This is a genomic window from Nitrincola salilacus, from assembly GCF_046271865.1.
Lineage (GTDB): Bacteria > Pseudomonadota > Gammaproteobacteria > Pseudomonadales > Balneatricaceae > Nitrincola > Nitrincola salilacus.
Genome location: NZ_CP176580.1, coordinates 4,313,359 through 4,326,295 on the forward strand (window position 1 = coordinate 4,313,359; position 12,937 = coordinate 4,326,295).

Below are 12,937 nucleotides of genomic sequence, written 5' to 3' on the forward strand. Positions count from 1 at the left end.
ACTCCTCCTGATGCTGATAGATGCTTTAAGAGCATCAGACTGCGCCAGATATCGCTAAAGTGTCAACTTCTTTCCACCCCAAACCCTTGTTTAAATAAACGGCTCGATATAACAACAATAGGGGAGATATACCCAATGCTCGATCTAATTAATGACATTCTCTGGGGCAAGGTACTGATTGTACTACTGGTCGCCGTTGGCGTCGGTTTCACTATCGCCTCGCGCTTTGTGCAGTTTCGCTACTTCACCAGCATGTTTCGTATCCTGAGCGCCAGCCAGGCCTTCAAGCGGGATAAACATGGTCACTTGAGTTCCTTTCAGGCTCTGACACTATCGGTAGCAGGTCGTGTCGGCGGGGGTAATATCGCCGGTGTCGCCGTCGCCATCACCCTGGGTGGACCTGGCGCTATCTTCTGGATGTGGATGGTCGGCCTGATGGGGATGGCCACCAGCTATCTTGAATGCACTCTGGCTCAAGCCTATAAGCAGTCTGAACCGGATGGCACTTATCGTGGTGGCCCCGCCCATTACATCTCCAGAGGCCTTGGGCGTAACTGGAAATGGCTGGCCGTCGTGTATTCAGCTCTATTGCTGGTCACTTTCGGATTCGGTTTCACTGCCCTGCAATCCTATGCTGTCGCCACTTCCGTTGAAGATGCCTTTGGTGTGCCGGTACTCGCAACGGGTCTGGGGCTGGCGGTGATTGTCGGCCTGATCATCTTCGGCGGTATCAAACGCATCGCCCGGGTGGCTGAGGTGCTGGTTCCTGTCATGGCCGTCAGCTATATCCTGATCGCGCTGCTGGTACTGGGCCTGAACCTTGAGCGGATTCCCGATGTCTTCATGCTGATCGTGCGCAGCGCCTTCGGACTGGAGCAGGTTGTCGGTGGTGGCATCGGTGCAGCGATCATGATGGGCATGAAGCGCGGCCTCTTTTCCAACGAAGCGGGCCTGGGCAGTGCACCGAACGTTGCCGCTGTGGCCTATGTTCCGCACCCGGTGAATCAGGGCATCGTACAGTCCTTCTCAGTGTTCATCGATACACTGATCATCTGCTCCGCCACCGCCTTTATCATTCTGCTCAGCGGCATTTATGACCCTGCATCTGCCGGTGATGTCGGAGGTGTAGCGCTGACTCAGGCATCACTGGCGGAACATGTCGGTGAATGGGGTCGCAGTTTTGTCAGCCTGTCGCTGCTCCTTTTCGGATTCAGCACCATCCTGTATAACTACTACCTTGGCGAGAACAGCCTGAGCTTTCTGGGCAAGGACAACAAGGTCATGTTCAGCGTTTTCCGTGTCATGATCATCGCGCTGGTCTGCTGGGGTGCGCTGACCGATCTCGGCACCGTGTTTGCCTTTGCCGATGTCACTATGGCTTTTCTCGCTCTGGCCAATCTGTTTGCACTGATTCTGCTGTTCAAACAGGGGCTGCGTTTTATGCGCGATTATGATGATCAGATCGCTGAAGGTATCGAGCAACCGCGTTTTGATGCCGCTCGCTTCAGCGATCTGGATATAGATGCGACGGCCTGGACTCTCGAACGGGAAGAGCTGCCGTCCGAAACGCTTCAGGCAGAGACTAGATGACACGACCTATCCTGATACTCCACACAGGCGGCACCATCGGTATGGTGCCCTCCGATCAGGGCTTTGTACCAGCCGCCGGTTTTCACGACCGGCTGCTGGCGCAGTTGCCCGCACACGCCTCGGCACATGCATCAGAGCAGACATCATCACAACTGCCGACCTTTGAGCTGCTGGATCTGGAGCCTCTGATCGACAGCTCCAATCTGGTACCGGCCGACTGGCATCGGATCGCAAACGCCCTGATCAGTCGCTGGGCGGATTACAGCGGCTTTATCGTATTGCATGGTACCGATACCATGGCGTACACCGCCTCAGCCCTCTCCTTTATCCTGCAGGGTTGCAACAAACCGGTCGTCGTGACCGGCTCCCAGATCCCACTGTCGCAACTGCGCAATGATGCGTTGGATAATCTGATCACATCACTGCTACTGGCTGAACGAAGTGACCTGAATGAGGTGGTTGTCTGCTTCAATGGACGTATCCTGAGAGGTAATCGTGCGCGCAAGGTCAGCAGCAGCCACCTGGCCGCTTTCGACTCGCCCAACTTCCCCTGGTTGGGGGAGGCTGGCATCGATATTTCGCTGAAGTCTCATCTATTGTTACCCGCTGGAGACCCGCAATTTCTGCTACCTGACTTTCAACTGCCTGAGTTTGATCCGGATGCTGTGGCTATTCTGCTTTTCTATCCGGGCATTTCGGCATCGGTTGTCTCGGCGCTGACTGAGCATCAGGGTTTGAAAGGGCTGATATTGCTGAGTTACGGGGCGGGTAATCCGCCGGAAGCGACACCGGGTCTGATTGATACTCTGGAGAAAGCCGCTGCCCGCGGCATCACACTGCTGAATCTGACTCAATGCCAGCAAGGTGCAGTGAGTCAGGGTACCTATGCCACCGGCACTACGCTGAACAGAATCGGCGTGATACCCGGCAGTGATCTGACCCCGGAAGCCGCCTTTGCCAAGCTGCATGTTCTGATGGGTAAAGGACTGAGCGGAGAGCGATTAAAAGCTGCGTTGCAACTGTCTTTAAGCGGTGAGTGCAACTGAAAACCAAACACACTGAAAACCAGGCACAGAGTCCTCCGTATCGAGTGCGGCAGAAAATATCATGCATGTTCCAGATTGAAAAAGAATCTGCCGCATTCTCGCAGCAATAAAGCACCTCCCTAGCACTGATACCCATATGCTTATATTCATAGACCTGCCGTTGCTGATGCGAAAAATCATCAGACTCAGCGCCGGATGACCCGACGGATGCTGGTTCCTGCAGCGAGAACTCTTTGAATAGGGAAACGAGAATGAGTAACACTTCAAAACCGAAACCCGGTTTTGCCAGCCACCGATTTACCCGCCTGGCGGAAACCAACCGCCCGTGCGTGCGCCTGATCATCGACGGGCACTCAGTGGAAGCTCTCGCCGGCGACACCCTGATGGTCGCCGTGCTCAACAATGTCCGGCAGTTACGCGAATCGGAATTCGGCGACGGTAAGCGCGCGGGCTTCTGCCTGATGGGCGCCTGCCAGGATTGCTGGGTCTGGACCGCCGATGGAGAACGCCTGCGCGCCTGCACCACCGTAGTCGGGGAGGGAATGCATATCGTCACAAAGCAACCGGAGGCAACATGGCCCAACCTCGCATAATCATCGTCGGTGCCGGGCCGTCAGGCGTGCGCTGCGCCCAAACCCTGGTTGCTGCCGGCCTGCGTCCTACTGTGGTCGATGAAAACCGCCGCGACGGCGGCCAGATCTATCGCCGCCAGCCGGAGAATTTCACACGGCCCTACACCAAGCTGTACGGCACCGAAGCCAGCCGTGCGCAGTCGCTGCATGAGAGCTTCGACGCGCTACGCGACAAGATCGACTACCTGCCCGAAACGCTGGCCTGGAATATCTTCGACAAAAAGCTGCATGTTGTCAGGGATGAGGTCTCATCGGCCCTGCCCTACGACGCACTGATCATCTGTTCCGGCGCGACCGACCGCCTGATGCCGGTCAAGGGCTGGCACTTTGCCGGCACTTACAGCCTGGGTGCGTCGCAGATCGCATTGAAGGCGCAGGCCTGCGCGATTGGCCATCAGATCGTCTTCCTTGGCACCGGACCTTTGCTGTACCTGGTTGCCTCGCAATACCTGAAGGCTGGCGCGAACGTTGCCGCAGTGCTCGATACCTCGCCCTTGATGCGCCGTGTGATGGCATTGCCGAAACTGCTGGCGCGGCCTTCGGTGCTGCTCAAGGGTCTGGGTCTGGTGGCCAGCATCAAACGCGCCGGAGTGCCGGTGCTGACCGGGATCACACCAGTGGAAATCAAAGGTGAATCGGAAAACGGCGTGCAGAGTGTGCTTATCCGCGACAGCCGCGGCAACGAGCGCAGCTTCGAGTGCGATGCGGTGGCGATGGGTTACCACCTGCGCCCAGAGACGCAGCTGGCCGACCTGGCACGTTGCACCTTCCGCTTCGAGCAGGAGACGCGCCAGTGGCTGCCCGAGGTCGGGGAAGACGGACGCACCTCGGTGCCGGGTGTGTATCTGGCTGGCGACGGCATGCGCGTGCTGGGCGCAGACGCGGCCGAAATTGGCGGCCGCCTGGCTGCAATGGCCGTGCTGAAGGATTTACGGCTCAAGGTGTCGGACAAAGAGTTGCAGGGGCTGCGGGCCGAGCAGGCCAGCATGGAACGTTTTCGCCAGGGGCTGGCGCAAGCCTTCCCATGGCCGGTAGAGCAGGCCGCGCAATTGCCGGATGATGCCATCGTCTGTCGCTGCGAAGCGATCACAGCCGGCGAACTGCGCCGCGTGGTGTGTGGAATGGGTGCCCAGGAAGCGAACCGTGCCAAGGCATTCAGCCGCGTCGGCATGGGGCGTTGCCAGGGACGATATTGCGGACACGCGGGGGCAGAAGTCATTGCGCACGCCGTCGGTGTTCCGGTGGAACAGGTCGGGCGCCTGCGCGGCCAGGCGCCGGTCAAGCCTCTGTCGATTGCTGTGCGGGAGATTGCGGTGCGGGAGAAAGTGCAATGAGCACGAACAAAGCAGATGTCATCATCGTCGGCGGCGGCATCATGGGCGCCTCCGCGGCCTTCTTTTTGCGCAAGCGCGGGATGTCGGTCATCCTGCTTGAGCGTGGATTGATCGGCCAGCAGGCCAGCGGCACCAATTTCGGCAACGTGCGCCGGATGGGACGCCCCGTGGAGCAACTGCCGCTGTCCAACCGCTCGCGCGAGACCTGGCTGAAGTTCAACGAACTGTTCGGCGAGGATGTCGAGCTCTTGCTGAACGGCCAGTTGCGCGTTGGCTTCACGCCGGAGCACGAAGAGCGGATGGCAAAGTATGCGCAGGATGCGAAGGGCTTCAGCAGGGGATGCAGATGCTGAGCGCGAAAGCGCTGCACGAACGCTTTCCCTACCTGGGGCCGGAAATGACTGCGGGTTGTTATGCCCCTTACGAGGGTCATGCAAACCCTCGTCTGGCGGCTCCGATTATCGGTCGTGCCGCAGTGCGCGAAGGCGCGCAGGTATTCGAAAACACCGAGATCCTGAGTGTCGAAAAGGAGGGCGAGGAGTTCTGCGTGACCGCTGCAGACGGCCGGATCTTCCGTGCGCCCGTGGCGCTGATCACCGCCGGCGCATGGGGAAATCGCATCAGCACCAGCTTCGGTGAACCGGTACCGATGATCGCCAAGGCGCCGCAGATGTGCGTCACCGAACCGGTACCTTACGCCATCGGGCCGACCATTGGTGCATTGACGGACGTGCCCGAGCAACTCGTCTACTTCCGCCAGGTTGCGCGCGGCAATATCGTCATCGGTGGCGGCGGCCATGAACCGGTGGACCTGGAAAGTCAGCGCGCCTACGTGAACCCGCGCAGAACGCTGATAAAACTGACTCAGGCGCCGCGCGTGATGCCAGCATTCAAACACCTGAGCATCATTCGCGTCTGGAGCGGGATCGAGGGTTACATGGAAGACAGCAGCCCGGTCATGGGGCCGAGCGCGCGCGTACCCGGCCTGTACTATGCGTTCGGATTCTCCGGCGCAGGCTTCCAACTGGGGCCGGGCGTGGGCGACGTGATGGCGGAGTTGATCCATACTGACGCCACGACCACGCCGATCGAGCATTACCATATCGGACGTTTCGCCACGTTTGCCATGCAAGAGGCGTAGCCTTCATTTATATCATTATCGATTCGAGAGGCCATTAGTCCTGTAAAGCATCGGAATTTTCTTTTTCCATGGCTCGCTTTCCCCTCCCTGGGAACTCCGCCCGCAAACAGCACTGTTTGCGGGCTTTTTTTATCGCATCTCGTCCACCAAGGCCTGGGAACACAATCCTGGCGTATCGCGACAACAGCCAGCCAGACGCTCATGCCCCGACAAAGCCCGACCTCAACGGAGGCCGCGGAAAATGCCACGCATGCTTCAAATCGAAAAGGAAACTGCTTGAGTCTCGCGGCAATAAAGCATCTTCGCAGCATTGATATCCATAAACTTATATTCGTCAACCTGACATTCACCTGTTGTCAACCTGTAGGAGATCAACCAAATGACATTCAAACCGAAATTCATCAGCTTCGATTGCTACGGCACACTCATCAACTTCGAAATGGGACCGACGGCAAAAAAACTTTTCGAAGACCGTGTTCCAACTGATCGGATGCCGGCTTTTCTGGACAGTTTTGGTTTTTACCGCCTTGATGAAGTATTGGGTGAGTGGAAACCTTTCTTCAACGTTGTTGAAAATTCCATTCAACGGGCATGCAAGGCACACGGCGTTGAGTATCGCCCATCCGATGCAGTCGCACTATACAACGCCGTCCCGACCTGGCAGCCCCATCCGAACGTCGTCGAGACGCTGGAGGCGATCGCGCCACATGTCCCGCTGGTGATCCTGTCGAACTCCATGGTCGATCTGATTCCGCATAGCGTCGCCCACCTCAAGGCACCCTTCCACGCCGTATACACCGCCGAGGAAGCGCGCGCCTACAAGCCACGGGCGCAGATGTTCGAATACATGTTCGATCAACTCGGCTGCGGCCCAGAGCAGATGATGCACGTCTCGTCGAGCTATCGTTACGACCTCATGACCGCAAACGACCTGGGGTTTATGGCCAAGGCGTTCATCGATCGCGGTCACGAGCCATCGTTCGAAGGTTTCGAGGGTTATGGTGTCAACCGCTTGACCGATATTCGCCAGCTTCCCGGTTTGCTTGGGCTCGACTGTCTGCCTCAGACTGCAACGATGAAACGAGGCGCATGATGTCGGAGCATACGATTGAGGCAGCGGCGTTAAGTACGGCGGTGCCCAGCTTTGCCCTGGACGAGGTGCGGGCCCTGGTCGGTCGTCTCTACGGTATCGATGGCAGCGTCAAGTCACTGTTGGGCGAGCGCGATCAGAATTGCCGCATAGAGACCGCCGATGGCACGCGTTACGTGTTCAAGATCAGCAATCCATCCGAGCCGGTTGCGGTGGTGGATTTCCAGATCGCGGCGCTCGAGCACATGGCCCGCGTATCGCCCGACCTACCGGTGCCACGTGTCGTACGGACGCTCGGCGGACAGTCGCGCGGCAGCGTAGTACTGGGTGACAGCGTAGCACTGGGCGACGGGGTTGAAACCACCGTGCGGATGCTGACCTATCTCGACGGCGTGCAGATCAAGGAGACGCCCCGGACCGCCGGGCAACGTCGGGCAATGGGGAAGGTGCTTGCCGAATTGAACCTCGCGTTGCGCGATTTCAGCCATCCTTCGGCGACGCACGATCTGTTGTGGAATGTTTCCGCCGCGCACCGCCTGACAGCCAAGCTCGATTGTATCCTGGACGCCCCGCGTCGCGCGCTCGCCGAGTCGTTCATGGCGCGTTTCAAGGAGCATGTCCTGCCGCGCCTCGGCTCGGTGAGGGCACAGGTCATCCACAACGACTACCACCTCTACAACGTGCTGGTCGCCCCCGACGATCATGAACGCATAGTGGGGATCATCGACTTCGGCGACATGCTGCATGCGCCGCTGGTCGGTGAGGTGGCGACGGCGGCGGCCTTTCATATGACCGGCAGCGCCGATCCGTTCGAGGGTGCGGCGCAGTTCGTCGGCGCCTATCACGCGACGCTGCCGCTGACCGAGATCGAGCAGGAGGTCGTCGCCGATCTCATGGCCACACGGCACCTCATCACCGCGCTGATTTCAGAATGGCGCGCTGCGCGCTACCCCGAGAACCGCGACTACATCATGCGCCACAACCCCGCGGCATGGGAGGCACTGTCCCAGATGGCCGATCTTTCCCGCAATGAGGCGCGCGACCTATTACTCACCGAAGTACGAAAAGGAAAAAGCCAATGAAAAGCACTACTGACCTCAATATGGTCAACGCCTATATCCCCGGACGTGCCGACGTAGGCCCCGTCACTGCGGCGATGATTGAGCGACGCGATGCCCTGCTCGGACCAGCCTATCGGCTGATGTACGAGCACCCTCTGCACATTGTGCGCGGCGAAGGCGTGTGGCTGATCGATCCGCAAGGTCGCCGTTACCTCGACGTATACAACAACGTGGCCTCACTCGGGCATTGTCACCCAGCTGTGACCGAGGCGATATGCAAGCAAGCGCAGACGCTGGCGACCAACACCCGCTATCTGCACGACACGATTCTTGAACTGGCCGAACGCCTGCTCGCGACCGTGCCCGAGACTGACCTTGCGCATCTGATGTTAACCTGCACCGGCAGCGAGGCGAACGACGTCGCCTATCGCATCGCCAAGGTCCGCACCGGTGGTACAGGCGTGATCGTGACCGAAACCGCCTATCACGGCTTCACCGACGCCGTATCGCAGTTCTCGCCCTCGCTCGGCGCGACCGTCGATCTCGGCGCCCACGTTCGCCTGGTCCCGGCACCGCGACTCTATCATGCCGAGGGTGCCGATCTTGGCGAGCGCTTCACCTGCGATGTCGAAGCGGCGATCGCCGATCTTCAGCGTCACGGCATCAAGCCGGCGGCACTCATCGTCGATTCCCTGTTCACCAGCGACGGTATCCTCCCGGGCCCGGCGGGTTTCTTGAAGGGTGCGGTCGACGCGATCAAGCGGGCGGGCGGCATTTTCATCGCCGATGAGGTCCAGCCCGGCTTCGGTCGCACGGGTGAGCATATGTGGGGCTTTCAGCGTCACGGCCTGATCCCCGACATTGTCACCCTGGGCAAGCCCATGGGCAATGGACAACCTGTCGCGGGGCTGCTGGCCACCGCTGACGTGTTGGCGGAATTCGGCAAAAACTCGCGGTACTTCAATACCTTCGCTGGCAACACCGTATCCTGCGCGGCGGCGCTGGCCGTGTTGGATACGATCGAAAAAGAAGGCCTGGTGCAGCATGCCGCCAGGGTCGGGAAGATCCTGCACGACGGCATCGCTGAGCTGGCCACCCGGCACGAGGCCATTGGTGATGTGCGTGGCGCGGGCATGTTCGTCGGCGTGGAACTGGTCTCGGACCGCGCTTCGCGAACCCCTGACCGCGAGCTCACCAGCCGGGTGGTCAATCTGATGCGCGACAAGGGTGTCCTGCTCAGCGCCTGTGCGATGGGACACAATGTGCTGAAGATTCGACCGCCGCTGGTGCTGTCAGCGGAACAAGCCGGTATGGTGATCGAAACGCTCGACGCAGCGCTGACCGAAGCACAACCCTCAAAAGAGGGATGACCGGGAACGACACTGAGGGTACTATCGACTCATGCGATCCTCCTCGTCCCTCGACCAGTTCGACATAAAGATTCTTGCGCATCTTCAGCGCGAGGGACGCTGTTCGAATGTCGATCTGGCCGCGGCCATTGGCCTCAGTGAGAGCCCATGTCTCCTGCGTACGAAACGGCTTCAGGAGATCGGCATTATCAGGGGCTACCACGCGGAGGTCGCACTGGAGAAGCTGGGCAGCCACGTCATCGTCTTTTCGGAGGTGACGATCAGCAACCATCGGCCGAACGACTTCCGTAAATTTGAAACAGTGGCTGGCAAGTACCCCGAGATCGTTGAATGCTACAACGTCAGTGGCGGTTACGACTATCTGCTGAAAATCGTGGCTCCAGATATTACCTGTTTTCAGGCACTGATGGAGCAACTGCTGGAAGACGATATCGGAATCGTGAAATTTTCCAGCCGAATCGTATTGCGCCAGCCATTTGACCAACGCGGATATCCACTGAGTGTTATCGCAACCGGAAAGACTGATTGGGAGTGTTGAGAACAGGCAAAGTTGACCCAGGAGGGCACGGCAACATTAGATGACGCCTGTCGGCAGAAGACCGACAGGCTGGGTGTTAGCGCTGCATTACAGCGCCAAGAGATAAGCCTCAATCGCCTGACGTACTTCAGGTTGCATCAGATCTCGCTGTTGCATCCATTCGCTGATCAGTTGTACCAACCCCTCTACAGGTGTTTGCTGATGCTGTGCCTGCGCCAATCTGGCGCAGGTCTCAGGATCGGCATCCGCCGGTAATTCGATCCCCAGCAGCATCAATTGCTGCCGGAAATCATCTTCATCAACCAGGTCGATGATCATCATCGCGCTCACCTCAACTCTTCAGCGATCAACTGACCACTTCTGCACGCGCCGGACTCAGCTTGCACGCAGCATACTTGAACTCCGGTATCTTACCGAAGGGATCAAGTGCCGGATTAGTGAGTATATTAGCAGCCGCCTCGACATAGCAGAAGGGCACAAACACCATCCCTTCCGGCATTTGAGGGTCGACTCGCGCCACCAGTGTAATGCTGCCCCGTCGGGTCGTGATGGTCAGATCATCACCCGGCTCAAGCCCATATCTGGCCAGTTCCGCCGGAGCCAGGCTGGCCACCGCTTCCGGCTCCAGTGCATCGAGCACAGTGGCACGGCGGGTCATCGATCCGGTATGCCAATGCTCCAACTGACGCCCGGTAGTGAGTACAACCGGATATTCATCATCAATCGGCTCATCCGGTGGCAGTGGTCGGGTCGGTGAAAATTTCGCCTTGCCGCTGTGGGTCGGGAAGCTATCGCTGAAGACGATATCCTGGCCTGGTTGATCCTCGGCGGGGCTTGGGTAGGTGACGGAGTTTTCCGTATCCACACGATCCCAACTGATATGCTCCAGCGAAGGCATGCCCTGTTTCATCTCGGCAAACACATCGCGCGGATGGGTGTACTGCCAGTCGAGGCCGAAACGGCGGGCTATCTCCTGAATGATCCACCAGTCCGGACGTGCATCGCCCGGCATAGGTACAGCTGCACGACCCATCTGCACCTGACGGTTGGTGTTGGTTACCGTGCCATCCTTCTCTGCCCAGGCAGAGGCTGGCAGGATCACATCAGCAAACTGCGCCGTCTCGGTCACAAACAGGTCCTGCACCACCAGATGCTCCAGTTTCGCCAGAGAACCACGGGCATGATCCAGATCGGGGTCAGACATCGCTGGGTTTTCACCCTGGATATACATCCCCTTGATCACGCCATCCATGATCGCATGCATGATCTCAACAACCGTGAGGCCAGGTGTTGGGCTCAGCGGTGTATTCCACAGCTCTTCAAAGGCTGAGCGCACCTGCTGATCGGTCACCGGCTGATAATCCGGCAATACCATCGGGATCAGACCCGCATCGGAAGCGCCCTGAACATTGTTCTGGCCACGTAACGGATGCAATCCGGTACCCGGACGCCCTGTCTGACCACAGGCCAGTGCCAGTGAGATCAGGCAGCGAGCATTGTCGGTGCCGTGCACATGCTGTGAAATCCCCATGCCCCAGAAGATCATCGCCCGATCAGCAGTTGCGTACAGGCGCGCCACTTCGCGGATCTCCTCGGCGGGAATTCCACACAGTGGAGACATCGCTTCCGGAGTCATATCCACAATATGTCGCTTCAGCGCCTCAAACCCTTCAGTATGCTCGCGGATATAGGTTTCGTCATACAGCCCTTCGGTCACGACAACATTCAGCATGGCGTTGAACAGCGCAACATCGGTACCGGGCGTGAAGCGCAGCATCTTGTGTGCATAGCTGTTCATCGCCTGGCCGCGTGGGTCGATAATAATGAGCTTGGTGCCCTTTTTCGCGGCCTGCTTGAAGAAGGTGGCCGCCACCGGGTGATTCACCGCCGGGTTACAACCGGTCAGGATCACGACATCGGCTTGTGTCGCCTGCATGAAAGAGGCGGTCACAGCACCGGAACCAATGCACTCCATCAGCGCCGCAACGGAGCTGGCATGACACAGACGGGTACAGTGATCGACATGGTTGGAGCCAAAACCGGTACGTACCAGCTTCTGGAACATCCAGGCCTCTTCATTGGAGCATTTGGCACTGCCGAAACCAGCAAGAGCATCCGTACCGTGCTGGTCGCGCAACGTTTTCAAGCCATCGGCAGCAAACGCCAGTGCTTCATCCCAGCTCGCTTCGCGGAAATGAGTCAGCGGATTGGCCGGATCAAAATCCGGGTCCAGCCCTTTGGGCACACCAGGACGACGAATCAACGGTTTGGTCAGGCGGGATGGGTGATTCGGATAATCAAAACCGAAGCGTCCCTTGACGCACAGGCGACCCATGTTGGACGGGCCATCACGCCCTTCAACAAACAGAATTTTATCATCCTTAACCTTGTAGCTCAGTTGGCAGCCGACACCACAATAGGGACAGACAGAGTCCACTTCACGGTCAGCCACCGAGGAGTCGCCCACACCCTGCTCATTCACCAGGGTGGCCGGCATCAATGCACCGGTCGGGCAGGCCTGCACACACTCACCGCAGGCGACACAAGTGGAGTCGCCCATCGGATCATCAAAGTCGAATACGATTTTGGACTCGCTGCCGCGATGGGCCAGACCGATCACATCGTTCACCTGCACTTCGCGACAGGCACGCACACAGAGGTTACATTCGATACAGGCATCCAGGTTGACCCGCATCGCGGTGTGCGAGTCATCCTGATTGCGCGCATCCGCTTCACGCGCGGGCAGGCTGGCCTTGACCGCAGTAGCGTCAATTGCCAGCAAATCGGCCATCTGCCAGAAATGGCTGGCACGATCCGGGCTCTCTTCGCGCGCAGGCTGGTCTGCCATCAGCAGCTCCATCACCCCTTCGCGTGATACCCGGGCACGCTCGGAGGTGGCGCTTCTGACCACCATGCCGGGTGAGGCTTCACGCAGGCAGCTCGCCGCCAGCACGCGCTCACCCTCAATCTCGACCATACAGGCGCGACAGTTACCGTCGGCACGGTAGCCGGTGGCATCTTTGAAACACAGATGTGGAATGGTTTCACCGGCACGCTTGGCGACCTGCCACAGGGTTTCACCGGGGAAGGCCGTGACGGAGACACCATCCAATGTCAGTTCAAATGCACTCATCG

The 12,937-nt window shown here is 58.7% G+C and carries 10 protein-coding genes and 1 pseudogene; 9 read left to right on the plus strand and 2 right to left on the minus strand.

The genetic code is table 11. The features are described from left to right. Positions 1–135: 135 nt before the first annotated feature. From ACK3CJ_RS19890 to ACK3CJ_RS19930, 9 genes and pseudogenes are all read left to right on the plus strand, one after another. On the plus strand, positions 136–1,590 hold the full coding sequence (locus ACK3CJ_RS19890) for an alanine/glycine:cation symporter family protein (RefSeq protein WP_409523935.1): 1,455 nt from the start codon (positions 136–138) through the stop codon (positions 1,588–1,590). Then, positions 1,587–2,636 (plus strand): asparaginase domain-containing protein, encoded by a 1,050-nt coding sequence (locus ACK3CJ_RS19895; protein ID WP_409523936.1) that lies wholly within the window; start codon positions 1,587–1,589, stop codon positions 2,634–2,636. Before ACK3CJ_RS19890 ends, ACK3CJ_RS19895 begins: the two co-directional genes overlap by 4 nt. A gap of 251 nt (positions 2,637–2,887) precedes the next feature. Next, entirely contained in the window at positions 2,888–3,229 is a 342-nt protein-coding gene (locus ACK3CJ_RS19900) for a (2Fe-2S)-binding protein (RefSeq protein ID WP_409523937.1), read from the plus strand. Beyond that, positions 3,211–4,602, plus strand: coding sequence for an NAD(P)/FAD-dependent oxidoreductase (locus ACK3CJ_RS19905; RefSeq protein ID WP_409523938.1), 1,392 nt, complete (start codon positions 3,211–3,213; stop codon positions 4,600–4,602). The genes ACK3CJ_RS19900 and ACK3CJ_RS19905 overlap by 19 nt, the downstream gene beginning before the upstream one ends. A 41-nt stretch (positions 4,603–4,643) precedes the next feature. Beyond that, positions 4,644–5,743: pseudogene (locus ACK3CJ_RS19910) on the plus strand (NAD(P)/FAD-dependent oxidoreductase). A gap of 379 nt (positions 5,744–6,122) precedes the next feature. Beyond that, on the plus strand, positions 6,123–6,836 hold the full coding sequence (locus ACK3CJ_RS19915) for a haloacid dehalogenase type II (RefSeq protein ID WP_409523939.1): 714 nt from the start codon (positions 6,123–6,125) through the stop codon (positions 6,834–6,836). Next, entirely contained in the window at positions 6,833–7,915 is a 1,083-nt protein-coding gene (locus ACK3CJ_RS19920) for a phosphotransferase (protein ID WP_409523940.1), read from the plus strand. Before ACK3CJ_RS19915 ends, ACK3CJ_RS19920 begins: the two co-directional genes overlap by 4 nt. Beyond that, on the plus strand, positions 7,912–9,264 hold the full coding sequence (locus ACK3CJ_RS19925) for an aspartate aminotransferase family protein (protein WP_409523941.1): 1,353 nt from the start codon (positions 7,912–7,914) through the stop codon (positions 9,262–9,264). The genes ACK3CJ_RS19920 and ACK3CJ_RS19925 overlap by 4 nt, the downstream gene beginning before the upstream one ends. Positions 9,265–9,295: 31 nt before the next feature. After that, on the plus strand, positions 9,296–9,802 hold the full coding sequence (locus ACK3CJ_RS19930; protein WP_409523942.1) for an Lrp/AsnC family transcriptional regulator: 507 nt from the start codon (positions 9,296–9,298) through the stop codon (positions 9,800–9,802). An 87-nt stretch (positions 9,803–9,889) separates the two neighbouring features. Here ACK3CJ_RS19930 and ACK3CJ_RS19935 read toward each other — a convergent pair whose 3' ends face one another. Both ACK3CJ_RS19935 and fdhF read right to left on the minus strand, forming a co-directional pair. Continuing rightward, a complete protein-coding gene (locus ACK3CJ_RS19935) occupies positions 9,890–10,123 on the minus strand; it encodes a hypothetical protein (protein WP_409523943.1) in 234 nt (77 codons plus the stop codon). A 25-nt stretch (positions 10,124–10,148) separates the two neighbouring features. After that, positions 10,149–12,935 carry a formate dehydrogenase subunit alpha gene (gene fdhF / locus ACK3CJ_RS19940; RefSeq protein ID WP_409523944.1) on the minus strand — a complete coding sequence of 929 codons (2,787 nt, stop codon included), beginning with the start codon at positions 12,933–12,935 and terminating at the stop codon, positions 10,149–10,151. Between the last annotated feature and the right edge of the window lie 2 nt (positions 12,936–12,937).

What these genes read in the sequence shown, in the direction of transcription:
- ACK3CJ_RS19925 (WP_409523941.1), top strand. Translation starts at nt 7,912, where the DNA reads ATGAAAAGCACTACTGACCTCAATATGGTCAACGCCTATATCCCCGGA.
- ACK3CJ_RS19935 (WP_409523943.1), bottom strand. Translation starts at nt 10,123, where the DNA reads ATGATGATCATCGACCTGGTTGATGAAGATGATTTCCGGCAGCAATTG.
- ACK3CJ_RS19920 (WP_409523940.1), top strand. Translation starts at nt 6,833, where the DNA reads ATGATGTCGGAGCATACGATTGAGGCAGCGGCGTTAAGTACGGCGGTG.
- ACK3CJ_RS19900 (WP_409523937.1), top strand. Translation starts at nt 2,888, where the DNA reads ATGAGTAACACTTCAAAACCGAAACCCGGTTTTGCCAGCCACCGATTT.
- ACK3CJ_RS19915 (WP_409523939.1), top strand. Translation starts at nt 6,123, where the DNA reads ATGACATTCAAACCGAAATTCATCAGCTTCGATTGCTACGGCACACTC.
- ACK3CJ_RS19890 (WP_409523935.1), top strand. Translation starts at nt 136, where the DNA reads ATGCTCGATCTAATTAATGACATTCTCTGGGGCAAGGTACTGATTGTA.
- ACK3CJ_RS19895 (WP_409523936.1), top strand. Translation starts at nt 1,587, where the DNA reads ATGACACGACCTATCCTGATACTCCACACAGGCGGCACCATCGGTATG.
- ACK3CJ_RS19930 (WP_409523942.1), top strand. Translation starts at nt 9,296, where the DNA reads ATGCGATCCTCCTCGTCCCTCGACCAGTTCGACATAAAGATTCTTGCG.
- ACK3CJ_RS19905 (WP_409523938.1), top strand. Translation starts at nt 3,211, where the DNA reads ATGGCCCAACCTCGCATAATCATCGTCGGTGCCGGGCCGTCAGGCGTG.
- fdhF (WP_409523944.1), bottom strand. Translation starts at nt 12,935, where the DNA reads ATGAGTGCATTTGAACTGACATTGGATGGTGTCTCCGTCACGGCCTTC.